This window comes from Flavobacterium ginsenosidimutans (assembly GCF_003254625.1).
GTDB lineage: Bacteria > Bacteroidota > Bacteroidia > Flavobacteriales > Flavobacteriaceae > Flavobacterium > Flavobacterium ginsenosidimutans.
Map to the genome: position 1 here is coordinate 386,929 of NZ_QJRJ01000081.1, position 20,708 is coordinate 407,636.

12 protein-coding genes are annotated in these 20,708 nt (G+C 34.9%); 8 read left to right on the top strand and 4 right to left on the bottom strand.

Going from position 1 to position 20,708, the window contains the following annotated elements; all coding sequences use genetic code 11:
- Positions 1 to 21 precede the first annotated feature (21 nt).
- From DM444_RS19695 to DM444_RS19725, 7 genes are all read left to right on the top strand, one after another.
- Positions 22 to 2,241, top strand: a complete 2,220-nt coding sequence (locus tag DM444_RS19695; protein ID WP_394364530.1) for a GH92 family glycosyl hydrolase — start codon at positions 22 to 24, stop codon at positions 2,239 to 2,241.
- 13 nt (positions 2,242 to 2,254) lie between these two features.
- Positions 2,255 to 4,915, top strand: coding sequence for a glycoside hydrolase family 3 protein (locus tag DM444_RS19700; protein WP_111289815.1), 2,661 nt, complete (start codon positions 2,255 to 2,257; stop codon positions 4,913 to 4,915).
- Between the two features lie 262 nt (positions 4,916 to 5,177).
- Positions 5,178 to 8,264 (top strand): SusC/RagA family TonB-linked outer membrane protein, encoded by a 3,087-nt coding sequence (locus DM444_RS19705; RefSeq protein ID WP_111289817.1) that lies wholly within the window; start codon positions 5,178 to 5,180, stop codon positions 8,262 to 8,264.
- A gap of 17 nt (positions 8,265 to 8,281) precedes the next feature.
- The gene (locus tag DM444_RS19710; RefSeq protein ID WP_111289819.1) at positions 8,282 to 9,871 is read left to right on the top strand and encodes a SusD/RagB family nutrient-binding outer membrane lipoprotein; all 1,590 of its coding nucleotides are present in this window, start codon (positions 8,282 to 8,284) and stop codon (positions 9,869 to 9,871) included.
- Between the two features lie 181 nt (positions 9,872 to 10,052).
- Positions 10,053 to 11,387 (top strand): sugar MFS transporter, encoded by a 1,335-nt coding sequence (locus tag DM444_RS19715; RefSeq protein ID WP_111289821.1) that lies wholly within the window; start codon positions 10,053 to 10,055, stop codon positions 11,385 to 11,387.
- Between the two features lie 77 nt (positions 11,388 to 11,464).
- Entirely contained in the window at positions 11,465 to 12,517 is a 1,053-nt protein-coding gene (locus tag DM444_RS19720; RefSeq protein ID WP_111289822.1) for a sialidase family protein, read from the top strand.
- A gap of 19 nt (positions 12,518 to 12,536) precedes the next feature.
- Positions 12,537 to 13,502, top strand: a complete 966-nt coding sequence (locus DM444_RS19725) for a M20/M25/M40 family metallo-hydrolase (RefSeq protein ID WP_239455732.1) — start codon at positions 12,537 to 12,539, stop codon at positions 13,500 to 13,502.
- A 233-nt stretch (positions 13,503 to 13,735) separates the two neighbouring features.
- Here the strand turns inward: DM444_RS19725 and DM444_RS19730 are convergent, their stop codons facing one another.
- Positions 13,736 to 14,101, bottom strand: a complete 366-nt coding sequence (locus tag DM444_RS19730) for a winged helix-turn-helix transcriptional regulator (protein ID WP_111289824.1) — start codon at positions 14,099 to 14,101, stop codon at positions 13,736 to 13,738.
- An 81-nt stretch (positions 14,102 to 14,182) separates the two neighbouring features.
- On the opposite strand from DM444_RS19730, the gene DM444_RS19735 reads away from it, so the two are divergent.
- Positions 14,183 to 15,058 carry an NmrA family NAD(P)-binding protein gene (locus tag DM444_RS19735; protein WP_111289826.1) on the top strand — a complete coding sequence of 292 codons (876 nt, stop codon included), beginning with the start codon at positions 14,183 to 14,185 and terminating at the stop codon, positions 15,056 to 15,058.
- Positions 15,059 to 15,358: 300 nt separating this feature from the next.
- Here DM444_RS19735 and DM444_RS19740 read toward each other — a convergent pair whose 3' ends face one another.
- The 3 genes from DM444_RS19740 to DM444_RS19750 form a co-directional block, all read right to left on the bottom strand.
- Positions 15,359 to 16,687 carry a hypothetical protein gene (locus DM444_RS19740; RefSeq protein WP_111289828.1) on the bottom strand — a complete coding sequence of 443 codons (1,329 nt, stop codon included), beginning with the start codon at positions 16,685 to 16,687 and terminating at the stop codon, positions 15,359 to 15,361.
- A gap of 37 nt (positions 16,688 to 16,724) precedes the next feature.
- Positions 16,725 to 19,124 (bottom strand): TonB-dependent receptor, encoded by a 2,400-nt coding sequence (locus DM444_RS19745; protein ID WP_239455734.1) that lies wholly within the window; start codon positions 19,122 to 19,124, stop codon positions 16,725 to 16,727.
- A gap of 407 nt (positions 19,125 to 19,531) precedes the next feature.
- Entirely contained in the window at positions 19,532 to 20,524 is a 993-nt protein-coding gene (locus DM444_RS19750) for an FAD:protein FMN transferase (RefSeq protein ID WP_111289830.1), read from the bottom strand.
- Positions 20,525 to 20,708: the final 184 nt, after the last annotated feature.

The following is a 20,708-nucleotide window of genomic DNA, read 5'->3' on the forward strand; positions in this document are numbered from 1 at the left end:
CTTTTAAATATTAAAAATAAAATGAAGACAGCATGTATTTTATACATGCTGTTTTTTAGCATAACTATTTTTGCGCAGGAACCTGCTGATTTTGTTAATCCATTTATTGGTACTTCCAATTATGGTGCGGCTTATCCGGGTCCGATTGCACCGCGCGGAATGGCAAGTATTAGTCCGTTTAATGTGGCTGGAGTAAAAAATACTCCGATGGAAAAAGACAGCCAGTGGCTTTCGAATCCGTATGTGAATGAAAATAATTTTTTGACAGGTTTCAGTCAGGTGAATTTGAGCGGAGTTGGCTGTCCAGAATTGGGTGTTATTTTATTGATGCCAACGACTGGAAATGTAGAAATAGATCACTTAAAATATGGTTCGACTTATTCTAATGAAGTTGCCAAAGCTGGCTATTACAGCGTAAACATCGACAAGTATAAAGTTAAAGGAGAATTCACTGCTTCAAAACGAGTGGGAGTAAGCAGAATCACTTTCCCGAAAGGGCAATCTAATATTTTATTAAATCTTGGTTTAGGATTAACCAATGAAGAAGGAGCAATGATAAAAGTGGTTTCTTCTACAGAAATTGAAGGAATGCGATCTGTTGGTTCGTTTTGTTACAATAGTCCAGAAGATGCTTATCCGGTTTATTTTGTGGCTCAATTTTCTAAACCTGCCGATAAATTTGGAGTTTGGAAAAAAACTGCAAAATACAACGGCGTTGAAGCGCAATGGATGGGCTACAACGGAAAAGCGAGAATAATGGAAAATACCATTAAAACCGTAGTAGGTGATAGTATTGGAAGTTATTTTACGTATAAATTCGACAAACAAGAAACGGTTGAAGTGAAGATTGGAATTTCGTACGTAAGTATCGAAAATGCCCGTGAAAACTTAGCAAAAGAAGTGGGTAACAGATCTTTTGATGCAATTTACAAAGAAACCTACAACGAATGGAACGAAGAATTGTCTAAAATTTTGGTTGAAGGTGGTACAAAAGATGAAAACACGATTTTCTACACAGCTTTGTATCACACTTTAATTCACCCAAATACTTTAAATGATATTAACGGACAATATCCCGTAATCAAAAGAAGTAAAATTGCTAAAACCGATGACACCCGTTATACCGTATTTTCTTTATGGGATACGTACCGAAATGTACATCCATTGATGTCTTTGGTTTATCCAAAACAGCAATCGGATATGGTAAAAAGTATGTTGGATATGTTTGATGAAAACGGCTGGTTACCCAAATGGGAACTGAATTCGACTGAAACTTTTACCATGGTTGGAGACCCTGCAAGTATTGTAATTACAGATACTTATATGAGAGGAATTCGTGATTATGATGTTAATAAAGCCTATTATGCGATGTTGAAAGGCGCAGATAATATTGAAAATAATCCGCTTCGTCCAGGATTGAAAGATTATATCAAAAAAGGATATTTAACAACTGACAATAAAGGTCCAGTTTCGACGACTCAGGAATACAATATTTCAGATTATTCTATTTCGCTTATGGCCAACGAATTCGGTGACAAAGACAATGTAAAACGTTTTAAAGAACGTTCATTATCCTACAGAAAATTATTTGATAAAAACTTAAATCTGCTTCGTCCAAGAACGGCTGACGGGAAATGGTACGAACCTTTTGATCCTGCGTCTGGAGCTAATTTTGAAGAAAATGTTGGTTTTATCGAAGGAAATGCGTGGCAATACGCTTTTATGGTTCCTCACGACATTGTTGGTTTAAAGAAATTAATGGGTGGTGATCAAGCTTTTTCGGCGCAATTACAGAAAACCTTTGATATAAAACAATTTGATATGGCAAATGAACCAGACATTGCTAATCCGTATTTATTCAATTATGTTAAAGGTGAAGAATATAAAGCTCAGGAAATGGTAAAGAAATTGGTTCACGAATATTTCAAAAATGAACCAAAAGGATTGCCAGGAAATGACGATACTGGAACAATGTCAGCTTGGTTAGTATATTCAATGATGGGAATTTACCCAATATCGCCGGGAGATCCAATTTACACCATTACAGCGCCAATGTTTCATAGAGTGACGATTAAATTAGATCCAAGATATTATAAAAAAGAAAGCATTGTTATTGAAAGACAAATCAATAACGGTGGAAAAATCAATTCGATTGAGCTAAACGGAAAATCAATTAACAGCTTTTTTATTTCGCACGATGATTTTGTGAATGGAACAAAGCTTAAAGTGATTCAAAACTAAACACAACACAACTATGTTACAATTAAGAATGAGAAAAACGGCCATTATTTTTGTAATGGCTGTTGGTTTTTTAAACCAAACCCACGCCCAGAAAAAGTATCTGTATCAAGATGCGAAAGCGCCTGTTGAAGACAGAGTAAAAGACTTGTTGAGCCGTATGACGCTTGAAGAAAAAGTGCGTCAGATGGATATGTATAGAGGAGATTTTTTTAAAGAGAAAGAAGATTTTGCTAAAGCTAAATCGGCAGAAAAAATCGGGAAATTAGGAATTGGAGCTATTCATGATCTTTATCCGCGTTCAGCGAAAATGATTAATGATTTGCAAACCAATGTAATCAAAGGAAACCGTTGGGGAATTCCGGCTTTGATTATGTGTGAAATGCTTCATGGTTATTTAGACGAAGGAAGTACCGCTTTCCCAATGAACATTGGACTTGGTGCAACTTGGGATACATCAGTTATTGACAAAGTTGGAAAAGTAATTGGTATGGAAGCTAGAGCGCATGGGGTTCATTTTGGATTTGGTCCAAACTTAGATTTAGGGCGCGAACCAAGATGGGGACGTGTTGCTGAAACTTTTGGTGAAGATGCTTTCTTGAATAGCGAAATTGGTTTGGCTTTCATTAAAGGACTACAAGGAGATGATTTAAAATCTGATCGTTCTATAATTGCAGAACCTAAACACTTTGCAGTTCACGGTATTCCACAAGCGGGAGGAAATTCTTCTCCAATTTTGGTTGGAGAACGTTCAGCTCGCGAAGATCATTTACCTTCTTTCCAAAAGGCATTTACAAAAGGTGGAGCGTTGGGAACAATGTGTGCTTATTCTGAGTTAGACGGAATTCCTTGTGCAGCAAATCATTGGTTATTGACTGATGTTTTGAGAAATGAATGGGGTTTTAAAGGGCTTGTAGTTTCAGATTTAGGAGCTATTAAATATATTCAGACAACTCACAAAGTTGCTGATTCTCCAAAAGATGCTATTAGAGAAGCTGTTTCAGCAGGTGTTGATATGCAGTTTTATGATTTTTCAAACGAATTCTGGCAAAATACAGTTATTGAATTGGTAAATGAAAAGAAATTGACAATGGAAAACATCGACCGTGCAGCGGGAGCAGTTTTGCGTTTGAAATTCTTGTTAGGATTATTCGAAAATCCGTACACAGATAAAAATCTGATTAAAGAGCGTTTTCATACTCCAGAAAACCAGCAAGTTGCTTTAGAAGCGGCTCAAAAATCAATGGTTTTATTGAAAAATGATAACAATACTTTGCCTTTAAGTAAAAACTTGAAAAACATTGCGGTTATCGGACCAAATGCAAATGCTTCAAGATTGGGAGGTTATGCTCCTAAAAATAGTGTCGGAATGACGGTTTACGAAGGTGTTAAGGAATTGGTTGGAAAAACTGCGAATGTAGTTTATGAAGAAGGAGTTCCGTTAATTGTAAAAGGACAGATTATTCCATCTAAATATTTATTTACTCCAGACGAATCTCAAAACGGATTAAAAGGAGAATATTTCAATAACAGAAACTTAGAAGGAACCCCAGCATTGACACGTATTGACAGTCAGTTAGAGTTTGACTGGCCTTGGGCGCCAGGTGACGGTGTAAATGTGGATGATTTTTCTATTAGATGGACAGGATTCTTAAAATCAGACCAAGCATTGGATGGCTGGTTAGGTTTAAGTTCTGATGACGGAATCAGAATGTATATCGATGATCAATTGGTAATTGACAACTGGACAAAAGGAGCAACAAGCATGGTTACAGTTCCAAAAAATATTGAAAAAGGTAAAAAATACAAAGTCCGCATTGAAATGTGGGAAGGAGGCTGGGGAGCCAGAGCGCATTTCCGTTGGAATTTAGAGAAAGTAAACTTACAGCCAGCAATCGACGCAGCTAAAAAAGCAGATGTTGCGATTGTAGTTTTAGGAGAATCTAACGAATTGGTAGAAGAAAACAGAGATGTTGCTTCTTTAGATTTATTCGGAATACAACAGCAATTGATAGAAGAGATTCAAAAAACAGGAACTCCAGTAGTTTGTGTGTTACTAAACGGTCGTCCGCTTTCTACAAACTGGATTGCAGAAAATATTCCTGCTGTTCTTGAAGGATGGTTCCCAGGAGAATTAGGAGGAAGAGCAGTTGCTGATGTTTTATTTGGAGATTACAATCCAGGAGGAAGATTGCCAATTACAGTTCCAAAATCAGTTGGGCAGTTACCTATATATTATAATCAAAAACCATCTGCTATTCACAAATATGTAGCAGAAAGCGAACATCCTTTATATACTTTCGGTTACGGATTAAGTTATACGAAGTTTGAATATTCTAATTTAAAGGTTAGTTCAAAAGAAATTAAACCAAACGGAGAACTTAAAGTTTCTGTTGATGTGAAAAACATTGGAAATTTAGATGGAGATGAAGTTGTACAATTATATGTAAATGATGTTTACAGTTCTGTTACGACTCCAGAGAAAACTTTAAGAGGTTTTAAAAGATTAAATATTAAAAAAGGAGAAACTAAAAATGTTGAATTTACACTTACTAAAGACGAGCTAGGCCTTTATAATAGGGAGATGACGTTCGTTGTCGAGCCAGGAGACTTCGAAGTTATGGTGGGCGGAAACTCTACTGATTTGCAAAAAACGACATTTAAGGTTTCTAACTAAAAAACGTTAAACACAGAATAATTTTGAACGTTTTTTAGTTAAAAAAAAGAATACAATTAAAAAAGGCCAAAATCTATTAGATTAATAGATTTTGGCCTTTAAAATAAGGCAGAGTTTGATTACAAATGAAAACGTTTTCTTTCAATAATTGGCGAAACTTTCACCAACACCTTTTGAAAATTGTCATTTGTCGAAATAATGATTCGTTAACAAAATGTATTCTTAAATTTAACATGTTATTAACTCTAAAAAAACAACTAATATGATTAAAAACGTACTAAAATTACTGTTGGTCATCTGCCTTTTTGGGTTTCAAAGCCTACAAGCACAGACTACAGTAAAAGGAACGATAACAGATGCTGTTAGCGGAATTCCGATTCCTGGAGCAAATATTATTGTTAAAGGAACAAAGACGAGTGCTTCATCAGATTTTGATGGTAAATACAGCATTAATGTTCCAGGTCAATCAGCAGTTTTAGTTTTCACTTATGTGGGATCTGCTTCAAAAGAAGTTGCTGTTGGATCACAAACTACAATTAACGTATCTTTAGGTGCAGACACGCAGCAATTAGGAGAGGTAGTAGTTACGGCTCTTGGTATTAAGAGAGAGAAAAAAGCTATTACTTATTCTGCACAAAACGTTTCAGTAGGTGAACTTTCTGAAGCAAGATCATTAAACGTTGCCAACTCTCTTTCTGGTAAAGTTGCTGGTCTTAACTTCTCTACTACTTCTAATGGTGTTGGATCTTCTTCTAGAATTACTTTAAGAGGTAACAGATCTCTTAACGGGAACAACCAGCCTCTTTATGTTGTAGATGGTGTGCCAATTAGTAACGGAACAACAACAACTAATCCTGATATTGATACAGGAGGAACTACACAGCCTGATGGTATCTCTAACATTAACCCAGAAGATATTGCTTCGATGACTGTTCTTAAAGGACCATCTGCTGCAGCTCTTTATGGATCTAGAGCATCAAATGGTGTAATCGTAATTACAACTAAATCTGGTAAAGCTGGAAAAACTTCAGTTTCGTTATCATCTAATTTCATGGCTTCTTCTGCTTACAATTTGATGAACTTACAAAACGAGTATGGTCAAGGTACAAATGGTGTTTACGTTTCTAACTCAAGCTCAAGCTGGGGAGGAAAATTAGACGGAAGTCAAGTATCAGCATGGCAATTAGTTCGTAACCCAAATTATGCTGGGCCAGCTACACAAAGCTATTCTGCACAACCAAACAACGTTATTGATTTCTACAAAACAGGTTATAACTTAGCAAACACTTTAACTGTTACAGCTGGTAACGAAAAAGCGCAAGGTTATTTCTCTTATACTAACACACGTGCTGAAGGTATTGTTGGAGGAAACCAAATGGACAGACACAATCTTAACTTAAGATTGACTAGTAAAATTTCTGACAAATTAACTTTAGATGCTAAAACAAACTACATCGTTCAAGATATTAATAACATATTGAGAACTGGTGAAGAGTCTATTGGAACATCTGCTTATTTATTACCTCGTAGTATCGCTTATAACGATTACAAAGATTTCGAATATTTTGATGCTGCTGGACAAAGACAAGTAAACTACTTTCTTGATGAAACTGGAGCTCCAGGAGGAAACCCTTTCTGGTCTGCTTTAAGAGATGATGCTCGTACAGATAAAAGAAACAGATTTATTGGTTTAGCGTCTCTTAAATATGAGTTTACAAAAACATTAAGCTTACAAGGTAGAGCTGGTTTAGACCAAATGACAAATACAACTGTTAGAAACGGATATGCAACAAATGCTTTCAATAGTAATTTGGGATCATACAGAGAATCTTATGAGACAGTTAGCGAGTTAAACGTTGATGCTTTACTTGCGTATAGCGAAAAATTTGGAGATTTTTCTATTGGACTTAATGCTGGAGCAAGTTCATTGCAACAAAATAGTTCATCGTTAAATTCAGGTGGAGTTTTAAGTAAAAGAAACTTCTTTGCATTATCGAATGTTCAAACTCCAACATCTACTTCTACAGCTTCAGAGAAAAGAATTAACTCTGTTTATGGATTTGGACAAATTGGTTTCAGAAACTATTTATTCTTAGATTTAACAGCTAGAAATGACTGGTCTTCTACTTTACCAAATGATTATTTCTACCCATCTTTCGGACTTTCAGCAGTTATCTCTGATATGGTAACATTGCCAGAAGTAATCAGTTTTGCAAAATTAAGAGCTTCTTACGCACAAGTTGGTAACGATACAGATCCTTATCAAACACAACAAAGATTTTCATACATCGGAGGTAACGGTGGTATGTTATATGGACAAAGCACAAAAGCTAATCCAAACTTGAAACCAGAGATTTCTTCTTCTTCTGAGTTTGGTGCTGATGTTAGATTTTTCAACAACCGTTTAGGTTTAGATTTCACATACTTTAAAACGTTAACTAACAACCAAATTTTCTATATCAACACTCCTGAATCTTCTGGATATTCTAGAGCAATCGTAAACGGTGGAGATATTGAAAATAAAGGTATGGAGTTCACACTTACTGCAACTCCAATTCAAACACAAAACTTTACTTGGGATATTACAGCAAACTATGCTTCTTATAAGTCAAAAGTAAAGTCTATCTTTGAAGGACGTGATGAATTAGTAATTGGTGAAGGACGTTTAGTAAGAAGTAAAGTAGTTGTTGGTGGAGAATATGGTGATTTATACATCAAAGGTTTCCAAAGAAATGATGCAGGACAAATTTTAGTTAACAGCGCTGGTATTCCTTTAGCTACAAATGGTTTTGATGTTCGTGCTGGTAACTTTAACCCAGATTGGACTGCAGGTTTCAAAAACAACTTCAAGTACAAAGATTTCTCTTTAAGCTTCCTTGTTGATTTCAGAATTGGTGGTGAGGTTATTTCATACACTCAAGCTAGACAAGCTGGTTTAGGGGTAAGCGACATTACGTTAGCTGGAAGAAATGGTGGAATTATTGTTGATGGTGTTGTTGATAACGGAAACGGAACTTATACTCAAAACACAACAAGTATTAATGCAGAGCAATATTGGACAGCAATCGGTCAAAGAACTCCAATTGCAGAACCATTCGTATATGATGCAACAAACATCAGATTAAGAGAGCTTGTATTTGGTTATTCATTGCCAAAACGTTTATTAGGTAACTCAGGATTTAGCAGTATTGACTTCTCTTTAGTGGGTAGAAACTTATTCTTCTTCTTAAACAAAGCTAAGTATTTTGATCCAGAGGCTGGAGCAGGTACAGGAAACTTACAGGGGATAGAATCTTTCAACATTCCTTCAACGAGAGATTATGGAGTTAATGTTAAATTCGGATTTTAATTAAAAAAAGAGATATCATGAAATATAGTTTTAAAATAAAAACACTAGGAGTTGCTCTAGCAATGCTATCTACTTTTTCTAGTTGTACAAAAGATTTCGACGAAATAAATACGGATCCAAATTCTCTTACAGAGAGTCAATTAGATCCAACCCTTGCAGGACCAGCATTTGCATCTGCACTTTATGCAGGTATCCACAACGGTTCTTACTCGTCACCTAGTGGTATTGATGACCAAGGTACTTGGGGTATTGCAACAGGTATTTTGTCTTCAACTTTTATTCACTACTTAAACTGTGGATATGGAACTGAAAGAAATGCTTTCGTTAACGGATACGAAGGTAGAGGATGGACAAGATTTTATACAGTTGCTGCACCAGCATTAACAAATGCTATTAAAGCTTCTGAAGGAAATGCTGAAGCATTAGCAGTTTTAAAAATCTGGAAAGTTTTCATGTACAACCAAATGGTTGATGCTTACGGACCAATTCCTTACACTCAAGCAGGTAATGGTTCAGATAAAGTTCCTTACGACAGTGTAGAATCTATCTATGAAGATTTCTTTAAATTATTAGACGAAGCTAATGCTACATTGTCTTCTACTTCAACAACTACAGTTGCATCTCTTTCTCCAAATGATAGAGTTTATGCTGGAAGCGTTGATAAATGGAGAATTTTTGGAAACAGTATGAGATTGCGTTTAGCTTTAAGAATTTCTGATAAAGATGCTGCTAAAGCAAAAACTCAAGCAGAGGCTGCTGTTGCTGCTGGAGTTATGCAAACAAACGATCAAAGCGCATTCTTTAAAGCAAGTAACATTACTCCAAACAACTTAAACATGATTGTTAACAGCTGGGGTTATGTTATGACAGCTTCTATGGAAAGTATCTTAGTAGGATACAATGATCCACGTTTATCAAAATGGTTTGCCCCAATCGATACTGGAGTTTATAGAGGAAACCCTGTTGGAGGTTTAGAAGATCAATTTGGAACTACTAAATTCTCTGCTTTTAACAATGAAGTTTTAGGAAATGGTGCAGCTAATAACCTTAGTGAATCTAAAAACATTGAAATCTTAATGGCTTCTGAAAACTACTTAAGTAGAGCAGAAGGAGCTTTAAATGGATGGAACATGGGCGGAGATGCTAAAACTTTGTATGAAACAGGTATTAGATTATCTCTTGCACAATGGGGAATCACTGATACTGCTACAGTTAATGCATATATCAATGGAGTAACTTTGCCAACATTACCAAACATTTTAACATTATACCCAACTTTAGATTTACAAGATATTCCAGTTAAATTGCCAGTTGCTTGGTCTGCATCTACTGCTGATCAAAGAACTCAAATTGCAGTTCAAAAATACTTAGCAATTTTCCCAGAATCTTGGGAAGCTTGGGCAGATTTACGTAGAAGCGATGCTAAAGTAATCTATCCAGTTTTAAATACTGATAACCCAGATGCTGGAGTTGGTAAATCTTTGATGAAAAGAATTATTTACACTACAAACGAGTACTCAGCAAACAAAGCAGCTGTTGAAGACGGAGTTTCTAAATTAGGAGGTCCAGATTCAGGTGGAACTAGACTTTGGTGGGACACAAAATAATTAATTTGGTGAGTAATGATCGACACAATCCTTACTTAAAACGCAAAAGGAGAGGTAACTCTCCTTTTGTTTTATTACAATGTCAGTATTTCTGATAATATTATGCTCTTTTAACTAAATGATGATTTTCTCCAATTTAATAAATCATCAAAACCACAAAAAACATTAAATAAAATAAAGAATGGTTAACGCAAATACCACTAACTCCTCACAAACCAAACCAAACTTATTACCAATATTAATAATCGCAAGTCTATTTTTCATTTTTGGATTCGTAACCTGGATCAATGGCGCTTTGATTCCGTTTATGAAAACCATTAACGAATTGACCTCTGCACAATCTCTATTAGTTGCTTCGGCATCTTATATTTCGTTTGTGGTTATGGCGCTTCCCGCATCTTATATTTTAGCTAAAATCGGTTATAAAAAAGGAATGTCTTTAGGATTATTCATTATGGGATTTGGAGCTCTAATCTTCATTCCCGCTGCCGAAGCTAGAACTTATTGGATGTTCTTAACTGGAATTTTTATTCAAGGAGCTGGAATGACTTTATTGCAAACCGCTTCCAATCCATATATTACTATTTTAGGACCTATCGAAAGTGCTGCAAAACGAATTTCTATTATGGGAATTTGTAATAAAATTGCAGGAGCTTTAGGTTCACTTATTTTCGGATCAATTTTATTATCTGGAATTGATGAAATTCAGGAAAAATTAAGTAAAGTCAGTGTTTCTGAAAAGAATATTTTATTGAATAATATGGCAGACAGTGTTGTAGTTCCTTATATTTCTATGGCTGTCGTTTTGTTTATTTTAGGAATATTAATTCGTAAAGCACCGCTTCCAAATGTAGAAGCAGCGCCAATAGAAGAAGCAAAAGATGGACAAACAGTAAAAACGAGTATTTTTCAGTTTCCGCATCTTTGGCTTGGAGTATTAACGTTGTTTATGTACGTTGGAGTAGAAGTAATTGCAGGTGACACCATTATCGCTTACGGAATCGCTTTAGGATTTCCTGCTGCCGATGCTAAATTCTTTACCACTTTTACTTTATTAGCAATGGTGGCAACTTACGCTTTAGGAGCATTTTTAATTCCGAAATATATTACACAAGCTTTAGCTTTAAGAGTTAGTGCAGTTTTAGGAATTATTTTGTCTTTCTGTATTGTATTTTCAACTGGATTTACGTCTGTTTTATTTGTTGCTGGTTTAGGAATCGCAAATGCTTTGGTTTGGCCAGCAGTTTGGCCACTTACACTAAATGGACTTGGAAAATTTACAAAAACTGGAGCAGCTTTATTAGTAATGGCAATTTCAGGTGGAGCAGTTATTCCGCCATTGTATGGAAAATTCGTTGACGGTGCAAAAGCAGATTTAATTGCACAAGGAATTAGCGAAGTAAATGCCTCAGCAAGTGCATCAACAAAAGGATATTGGATTTTGCTTCCTTGCTATATCTTTATTTTATATTACGCAATTTCAGGACACAAAATAGGTTTGAAGAAGAGCGAATAGTAAAAAAATGTGAAATGTAAAAAGTGAATAATTTCACTTACAGCTATCATTTGACAGCTAATAATAAATACAATAAAATGATATCAAAAACAAAATATACTGCAGTAGCTGTACTAGTGATTTTTCTTTTTTCGAATGGAATAAAAGCACAGATAAAAGCAGTAAATATTGAAAGCAGTTATATTGCAGATCCTCCAGTTACGACTAATAGTCACGCATCGACTTTGGTGGAATATAAACCAAACGAGATTTTAGCAGCTTGGTTTGGAGGAAAATATGAAGGCGCAAAAGATGTCGGAATTTATATTTCGGCTTATAAAGACAAAAAATGGTCTTCGCCTAAAAACTTAATTAAGCCTTTGATTAAAAACGGAGATACGCTTCCATGTTGGAACCCAGTTTTGTTTAAAAGCAAAAGCGAGAATCTGTATTTATTTTACAAAATTGGTAAAAATCCGAGAGAATGGTTTGGCGCTATGATTGTTTCAAAAGATAATGGAACAACTTGGGGCGAACCAAAATATCTTCCAGACGGGATTTTAGGGCCAATTCGTAACAAACCTATCGAAACTACTCCAGGCGTAATTTTATGCGGAAGCAGTACAGAAAGTGTAAATACAGACGAATGGCGCATACACGTAGAAGAATATACAGAAGCAACAGATTCTTGGAAGAAAATTGCGGTAGAAAACAATCAAAACTTAGATGTGATTCAGCCTACATTCTTAATTCATAGTTCAACTGATATCCAGATGTTGTCTCGAAGCAAACACAATAAAGTGGTATCGAGCTGGTCTGGCGATAATGGAAAAAGTTGGATTAGAACTAACACTATAAATGTGGTCAATTCAAATTCAGGCATCGATGCTTTAACTGTAAATAAAAATTTGTTTTTACTGGTAAATAATCCGCTGCCAATTGGAAAAGATTGGTTTAACGGACGAAACATTTTAGATGTCGAATATTCTAAAGATGGTCTAAATTGGACAAAATTATTTGATCTTGAAAAACAAGAAAAAGGAGAATTTAGCTATCCAGCCATAATTCAGACAACAGACAAGAAAATTCATGTTTTATATACTTACGATAGAAAATATATTAAACATACCTCTTTTGAACTAAGCTTATAATTTTAGATAAGAACAAAATATGCAAACTCTAAAATATCTTTTTTTAAGCATTTTATTTTTTGGTATTCAAGCGAATGCTCAAAATAAAGACATATCTAAAACCTTTTATAAACATGACAAATATTTGTCTTCCGATAAATTAGAAGGTCGTTTTCCAGGAACAAAAGGCAATAATGAGGCTGCAGCATACATTCAGAAGTATTTTAAAAAATACGGTTTAAAAGAATTCCACAATTCCTATTATCAGCCTTTCAAACTTTTTGTGAAAGAAGGAATTAATAAAATGAAATCGGATAGTGTTGCAACTCAAAATGTTTTCGGTTACATCGAAGGTTCAGATCCGAATCTTAAAAACGAATACATTGTCATTGGCGCACATTATGATCATTGGGGCTGGGGCGGACCAAATTCAGGAAGTAAAAAGAAAGAAGCTTTTGCCATTCACAATGGAGCCGATGATAATGCTTCTGGCGTTTCGGCATTATTGTGCATTTTGGAAGAAGTTTCTAAGATGAAAGTAAAACCAAAAAGAAGCATCATTTTTATTTCTTTTAGCGGAGAAGAAGAAGGATTGCTTGGTTCGAAATACTTTATCAATCATTTGCCAGTTCCAAAAGAAAGCGTAAAAGTAATGCTGAATATGGATATGGTTGGAAGATTAAATGATAAAAAAGAGCTTTATATGGGCGGTGCAGGAACTTTTCCGAACGGAGTTGAACTAATGAAAAAACTCCAAGCAAACAGCGGATTAAATCCAGTTATACATGCAGGAGACGTTGGAGGTTCTGATCACGTTTCTTTTTATAAAGAATCGATTTCTGCCGTAGGTTTTCATACAGGCGGACATCCGCAATATCATACGCCTGATGACGATATTGATCTGATTAATTCAGATGGAGGAGCTTTGGTTGCAAAATACATTTACAATGCCCTCACCCAAATTGCCAATTATGAAGAAGCTTTAGTTTTCATTAAACAAAATTAAAAAAGCGTTATTCAATACAAATAAGTTAAGTAGTTGAGTGAAATTATTTTAACACATAGAAGCATAGTTTTTAAAAACTTAAAAGTTTAAATGCACGTGCATAAATATTTTTCTCTTAGTCCTTCTTTTTAGGATAGAACCTATGTTCCTATGTGTTGAAATTAAATCCTGTACAATTTCACGAAATTAAGTTAAGTTAATTAGTTTTTTGTTGTTTGAAGAGGCGGTGTCTATTAAATAGTATAGACGCCGTCTTTTACTTTAAAAGCCCACGCAGCCATTGCATCAATAACGGGTAAAAGGCCATTTCCTGCATTGCTTAGTCTATAAGTAACAAATGGAGGAACAACAGGTTTTGCCTCTCGAATAACCAAACCATCTGCCTCAAGTTGTTTTAAATGCTGAATAAGCATTTTTTCTGTTACTGCCGGAATTGCTCTTTTCAATTCGCTGTAACGCTTATCTCCGGTCGATAAATGATATAAAATAATAGGTTTCCAGTAGCCTCCAATTTTTTCCATAACAAAAGTTACGGGACATTTTTCCAATGCATACTGCTTGTTTTCCTGAATAGTAGAGGATTCTTTAATTGCTGTCATGATACATACTTTAGGGTAAGTACTTGTATAAAAGTAAGTACAAAGATACCTTTGTAATGTTAAATAAAAAAACATTTTAAGATGAAAATTATAATCTCAGGTTCATTAGGGAATATCGGAAAGCCGTTAACGGCACAATTAGTAAAATCGGGACATGATGTAACGGTTATTAGCAGTAATGCTGATCGAAAAGATGCGATCGAAAATTTAGGTGCAAAAGCAGCAATTGGGTCAGTTAGCGATGCTGATTTTCTTTCTAAAACTTTATCAGGTGCGGATGCTCTTTTTGCAATGACACCTCCAAATATGGGTGGAATAAATATTGTTAAAAACACAACAGATGCTGGTCACGCTTTCGCGAAAGCAATCCAGACAGCCAACATTAAAAGAGTAGTAATGTTAAGCAGTATTGGAGCTGATTTACCGACAGGAAACGGGCCAATTGCAGGTTTGTATAATATTGAAAAGATTTACGAGAAACTGGACACTTCAATTACATTTTTGAGAGCTGGATATTTCTACTTTAATTTCTTTAATGATATTCCGATGATAAAAGGAGCGGGGATTATGGGAGCGAATTTCCCTGCATCAAACCGTATTCCGTTAGTGCATCCAGAAGATATTGCATTTGCCGCGGCAGAAGAATTGCAGAAAACACAAGAAGGTAAAAACATTCGTTATATTATTAGTGATGTTAAAACGCCTTCAGATATTGTAAAAACTTTTGGAGCTGCTATCGAAAAACCAGAACTTCCTTGGATTGAATTTACAGATGAACAATATTTTGGCGGAATGACACAAGCTGGAGTTCCTGAAGAAATGGCTGGTTTATATACCGAAATGGGAACAGGATTAAGAAACGAAACAATCGCTGCCGATTTCTTAAACAATGATGGAAACGTGCAAGGAAAAATCAAATTAGAAGATTTTGCAAAAGAATTTGCTTCAAAATTCTAATCATAACCTGTTGATTGAAATTATTTTAAACATATAGAAACATAGTTTTATAAACTTAAAAAAAGGCGTTTCACTTGTTTAAAAGCAGATAGGAAACTATGTGGAATTATTTTTTTCTTCAGCATAAATTTTACGCATAAAATCTATGTTTCTATGTGTTTAAATTTGATTCAGTTCAATTTCTCTTGATAAATTAAAAAAAACATTCCGCTTACTAAAGATAGAAGCGGAATGTTCAATTTTAAAAAAAAAATCTCAAAATGAGAGCGGTTAACGAGCTGTTTTTACAGTCGTATTTTTTTAGAATACCCCAATATAGTGGTTTCCTGGTTTGTTCAATAATTTAGCGCCTTTAGTCACTTGTCCTGAAGGAATATCAATTACATAAATGTTACCATCTTTTCCAACTGGAGTAACAGCGATGTAGAAGTTGTTTCCATCAACTACAAAACCTTGATATTGACCGAAATCTAAATCAGCATCATAAGCAATTCCTTCTACCAATGCTGCAGTTTTAGCATTCAAATCAAGTCTTGCTAAGAAACCTTGCTCAGTACCTTCGTAAGTATAAACAGCATAAGCAATTCCGTTTCCAACATATCTCCAAGCATCAATATAACTTCCTTTAACACCTAAAGCAGTATCTAAACTGAATACATAAGAGTTATCATATTCATTATTTTGGTTGATTTTTAAGATATAAGAACCTTTTTGAGTATCTCTTTGTGTTGCTTGATAGATATTTCCATCTGAAGCCACAAAACTGTTGAAACTTCTGTATCCGCTAGTGTCACCAAATCCTATAGTTGAAGTAATCACTTTTGGATTTTCCAATGAAGGATAATCAACCACAACAGATTTAGATCCTAAACGTGTGAATGATGCTGCATTTTGTCCCGTTGCAGGATCGGTTTTACGCATCCAAGTCCCGATGATTAGTTTGTTTCCAGCTTTGTTTAAAGTTGGAGCATCTAAACGGAAAATGTGGTGTCCTTGCGCTTCTTCTTCAGCAGTCAATGGAATTTCATATTGTTTGAAAGCAGAAATTAAAGTTTGCTGCATATCTAAAGATAATACTGTCGCAACACCTCTTGTATTTTTGTATGTTTTATCTTCATTTGTGTTAACAACTGGAGTAGTTACGTTAACGGCTACACCTGTTTTGTCACCATCAAAAAGTTTTACCCATCTTGGAGAAGTTCCAGCATATTGAGAAATATTTACTTTTGTCTGAGATTCTACAAAGTTATTAGCGCCGTTTACTTTGTATGTCATGAATTCACCTCCATTAGCACCTGTATATGTGATGTTGAAAAGTGTGCTTCCATCTACAGAAGACTGCAAACGTGCTGTTCTGCTAGATTGTACAGGTACACCTTGATCATAAACATTTACAGAAAAAGTAGGATCAATTGCATTTTCTTTGCTGATAGCATAAACTCTCGTTCCGCCATTTCCGTCACCAGGTTCTGTCTGCATTAAAGCTCCAGCTACCGTAATCCAACGTCCATCTGTAACAGGATTAACAGGTTCAGTATTTTTATTGTCATCGCTGCTGCAAGCTGTAGTTAAAGCAAATGCACCAACTAGTAAACTAGATGTAAATAATTTGAAAGTGTTCTTTTTCATCTTTATTGCATTAAAAAATTAGTTATTTATTGAATGATTAAAATTTATTAAGGTTGTAGTTAATTTTCAGATAAAAAGCTCTTCCCGGTTTTTGGGCAGCAAAGTTGTCGTAAACCTGTTCGTCCAAAATATTTCGGGCATCAAAACTAACAGTGAATTGTTTATTCGGAAAAACATAACTTAAACCTAAATCCTGTGGGAATTGAGCTGAAGTTCGGTCGATTTCTAGCCATGAAGTATAAAATGGAGCAACATAGCCGCAGTAGTAATACAAATTAAGCTCTGACTTACTCTGAATTACGTTTCTAAAGTTGTATTGAAGATTTCCGTTAACAGTGAAATACGGTTCATTTGGCAATTGTTTGTTGTAATAAGGAAGAATATTACCGTTTGAATCGTATTTGTCCTTATAAAGAGAATTGAATTTAGAAAGATTTATTCCTCCAAAAAGTCGATTGTTGTACGAATACTGAAGCGAAGTTTCAAAACCAACTGATTGTGCTTCTCCTAAGTTTACAAAAGGTGTTGCCTGTACTGCTTCATTTAAACGAATACTTATTTGACGTACAATTTTATCTTTTGAATTTCTTAGAAAACCATTTCCAGAAAATGTGATTTTATGATGATTAATTTCATACGGACCAAAACGAAATCCTGCATTAAAATTATTGCTTTGCTCAGGTCCTAAATTAGTATTGCCTAAAATGTTCTCGCCTGGACGCCCAAATACTTCATCTTCTGTTGGAAGCCTAATTGCTTTTTCTGCAGAAAACATCGCCATTACTTTCGGGAAAAGCGTATAAGAACCAGCTATTCCATATCCTGTAAAATTGGTGTTTTTTGATGAAACTTCAGATCCAATAGTATTCTGACCATTTTCGTTGACAATTATAGGTTTAATTTCTGTGTTGTCTAAGTCATAATTTTTGACAAACAGACTTGCTCTTAAACGTGATTCAAAAGCTGACATTTCATAACCAAAGGATGAAACAATTTTGGTTAAATCGCGCGTAACATCAAAATTTCTAATTAATTCGGGTTTCATTCTGTCAAGCTCATTTTGGTCAAAAATGTGAGTCATTACATTCGCAAGAACTTTATGATTTTCATTGATAGAATAAGTTAATCCAACTCTGGTATTGAAAACATTAGCAGTTCTGTAATTTAATGTTGCAGCTCCTTGCTGCGCTCCAGTAGTCGACAAAATGGGTTCGCCGTATAAACCAATAGCTTTTTCTCCATTCCAGTTGTAATTCCATTTTACGGTATCGCTTAGAAATTCTTTTTTGTGGCTATAAACTGCAACTGCAGAGAAATCCAGTTTTTTAATCAGGAAATCTTTTTTAGCATAAGTAAGGCTGAATACATTTGCGGCATTTTCACCATATCTTCCCTTATAAGGTTTTGTCATGTATTGACCATGTTGAATTTGGTTATAATCCTGTGATCCGTTATAACTTATTGAGAAAGTATCAGCCCAATCTACATTAGTGAAACCTGCTTCAAGTCTTCCTCCGTATGATCTGTACATACTCTCAAATCTTTTGGTTCTAATGTATTCGTAACGTCCATTTGGTAAGATGTTATAAACCCATCTTCCCCAAACTTCATAGTCATTATCAGAGTAATTTTGGAAAGCATTTGCTTTTACCGTAAAGCCATTTTTATCTCTGAAAGTTGCATTTACATTAGATTGTACAGTGTTAAATGAACCGTAAGAAACAGAAGCATTTAAGCTATTTTTAGCCCCTTTTTTCAACACCACATTAATTGCACCTCCAAGTGAATCATCTGCTAAATAAGCAGGAACGACTCCTTTAAAAACCTCAATTCTTTCAATCAAAGCGGGCGGAATACTATTTAAACTGAAAGAAGCTCCATAAGTTTGAATTGGAACGCCATCGATGAAAATTCTAATAGCATTTCCAGACATTCCGTTAATATTATAGCTTACAGCAGAACCTAGACCTCCATTTTGTCTAACTCTTACACCACCAGAACGATCTAATAAATCGTTGATTTGCAGGTTTCTTTTTGCAGCTTCTTCTGTTTCAATTACATTTACTGCAAAGCCTTTGTCAATGATTTCTTTTTTGAATGTTTTTTTCTGAATTTTAACTTCTTTCAGTGCTTTTGGGTCTGTAGCTTTTTCGAGCTGAATATTAAGTAGGAGAGAAGGACGATTAACCACAACGTTGACAGTTTTTGGTTTTGCCTCCATAGAAGAAATCTCTAAATTATAACTTCCATAAGTCAAGCCTTTTATTTCAAATTGACCGTCGTTATCGACTACAACGAAGTTTTTTGTTCCGTTAATTTGAACTGATGCTCCGTAAGCATTTTCATTATTGGTAAAATAAACTTTCCCTGTAATTTTTCCAGTTTGAGACCAGCCAGAAAAGGTTATCATAAAAAGGAGAGCGTAAAGTATTCTCATATGGCAGTTTTATTGGACTGCAAACTTATATGATAATTTAAATTTAATCTAAATAAAGCAATTAGAAGATTATTAGAATTGCGTTGTAGATTCTAATGTTTTTTTAATATTGCTTTTTGAGTTATGAATTATGAGTTGTGAGTTGTGAGTTGTGAGTTGTGAATAGGGAATTCGTATTTTGTCTTCCTGAGCGAAGTCGAAGGATACGCGTAAAGTATATAAGCATTTTTCTAATCTCGCAATCCCGATAGCTATCGGGATTGCGAGATTATTTCATTTCAATTATCAATAATATACTTTGTGTATATCCTTCTCCCGAAACTTTGGGATCGCTAAGGAAGACAACTGAATCAACCATCAACAATTAACAATTAACCATTAACCATTAACCATTAACCATTAACAATTTACAACTTATAGGAGAAGTTTTTAGATTTAATAACTTTCCCTTTATCAGTAATCATGAGACAGCTGTATTCAGGAAATTTTTGAAGTAAAAGCAAACCTTCTTTCTGGCCTAAAACCATCATAGAAGTACTCAATCCGTTGGCGGTTTCTGCATTTGGACCAAAAACGGTTACGCTACATAAACCGGTTGCAGGATAGCCAGTTGCAGGATTTATAATATGAGAATAGCGTTTTCCGTTAAAAACAACAAATTTTTCATAACTACCAGAAGTAGTCACAGCGCCTTGTTTTAGCGGAACAGTTCCAATCAATTTTTCAGGATTAAACGGATTCGTAATTCCGATTTTCCAATCGTGTCCGTTCGGTTGTTTTTCCCAAGTGCTCATATCGCCAGAACCGTTTATTATTCCAGCCTGAACACCTTTTTCGAGCATCATTTTACGACATTTATCGGTTGCATAACCTTCGCCTAAAGCGCCAAAACCAATTTTCATTCCTTTTAATTTTAGAAAAATAGTCGATTCTGTGCTGTCTAAAATGATATTTCTATAACCCACTTTCTCAACCGATTTTTTTATGGCTTCCGCCGAAGGCATTTCGGTCATCGAACCGTCAAATTTCCAAATACGATCTAAAGCTGCAAAACTAACGTCAAATCCGCCGTTGGTAATTTCAGAAAGTTTAATCGCTCTTTGCGTCAATTCGAAAACTTCACGATCTACTTTAATGGGTTTTATTCCTGCATTTTGATTAACCTCGGAAACTTGAGAATCGGGTTTCCAATCTGAAATTAAATTTTCAATTCGGGTAATTTCGCCAATAACTAGATCAATGTTTTGCTCAGCCGAAAGAGAATCTTTATCTACAATACTAATATCAAAACGTCCGCCCATAAGCAAAGTCGTTCTTTTTCGTAAAACTTGCGAATGTGCTGAAAAACAGCAAGTAATTACAAATAGAAATAAAATTTTATATGATAATAATTTGTGCATGAAAATAGTTTTAAAAGCTCCAGAGGAGCAAAATATTTATAGTTAATTGATTGATAATAGTTAACAAAGCTCCAGCGGAGCGACATATTTTACAACATTTGTGTCACCCCTCTGGGGCTTTGGCTGTATGTGGATCAAATCAAATCTATAAATATGTCATCCCTTTGGGATTTGTTTTAGAATT

Bases quoted from the DNA above. Each gene is read 5' to 3' on its own strand.
- DM444_RS19700 (WP_111289815.1), top strand. From the start codon at position 2,255: ATGTTACAATTAAGAATGAGAAAAACGGCCATTATTTTTGTAATGGCT.
- DM444_RS19720 (WP_111289822.1), top strand. From the start codon at position 11,465: ATGATATCAAAAACAAAATATACTGCAGTAGCTGTACTAGTGATTTTT.
- DM444_RS19705 (WP_111289817.1), top strand. From the start codon at position 5,178: ATGATTAAAAACGTACTAAAATTACTGTTGGTCATCTGCCTTTTTGGG.
- DM444_RS19695 (WP_394364530.1), top strand. From the start codon at position 22: ATGAAGACAGCATGTATTTTATACATGCTGTTTTTTAGCATAACTATT.
- DM444_RS19735 (WP_111289826.1), top strand. From the start codon at position 14,183: ATGAAAATTATAATCTCAGGTTCATTAGGGAATATCGGAAAGCCGTTA.
- DM444_RS19740 (WP_111289828.1), bottom strand. From the start codon at position 16,687: ATGAAAAAGAACACTTTCAAATTATTTACATCTAGTTTACTAGTTGGT.
- DM444_RS19745 (WP_239455734.1), bottom strand. From the start codon at position 19,124: ATGAGAATACTTTACGCTCTCCTTTTTATGATAACCTTTTCTGGCTGG.
- DM444_RS19710 (WP_111289819.1), top strand. From the start codon at position 8,282: ATGAAATATAGTTTTAAAATAAAAACACTAGGAGTTGCTCTAGCAATG.
- DM444_RS19750 (WP_111289830.1), bottom strand. From the start codon at position 20,524: ATGCACAAATTATTATCATATAAAATTTTATTTCTATTTGTAATTACT.
- DM444_RS19715 (WP_111289821.1), top strand. From the start codon at position 10,053: ATGGTTAACGCAAATACCACTAACTCCTCACAAACCAAACCAAACTTA.
- DM444_RS19730 (WP_111289824.1), bottom strand. From the start codon at position 14,101: ATGACAGCAATTAAAGAATCCTCTACTATTCAGGAAAACAAGCAGTAT.
- DM444_RS19725 (WP_239455732.1), top strand. From the start codon at position 12,537: ATGCAAACTCTAAAATATCTTTTTTTAAGCATTTTATTTTTTGGTATT.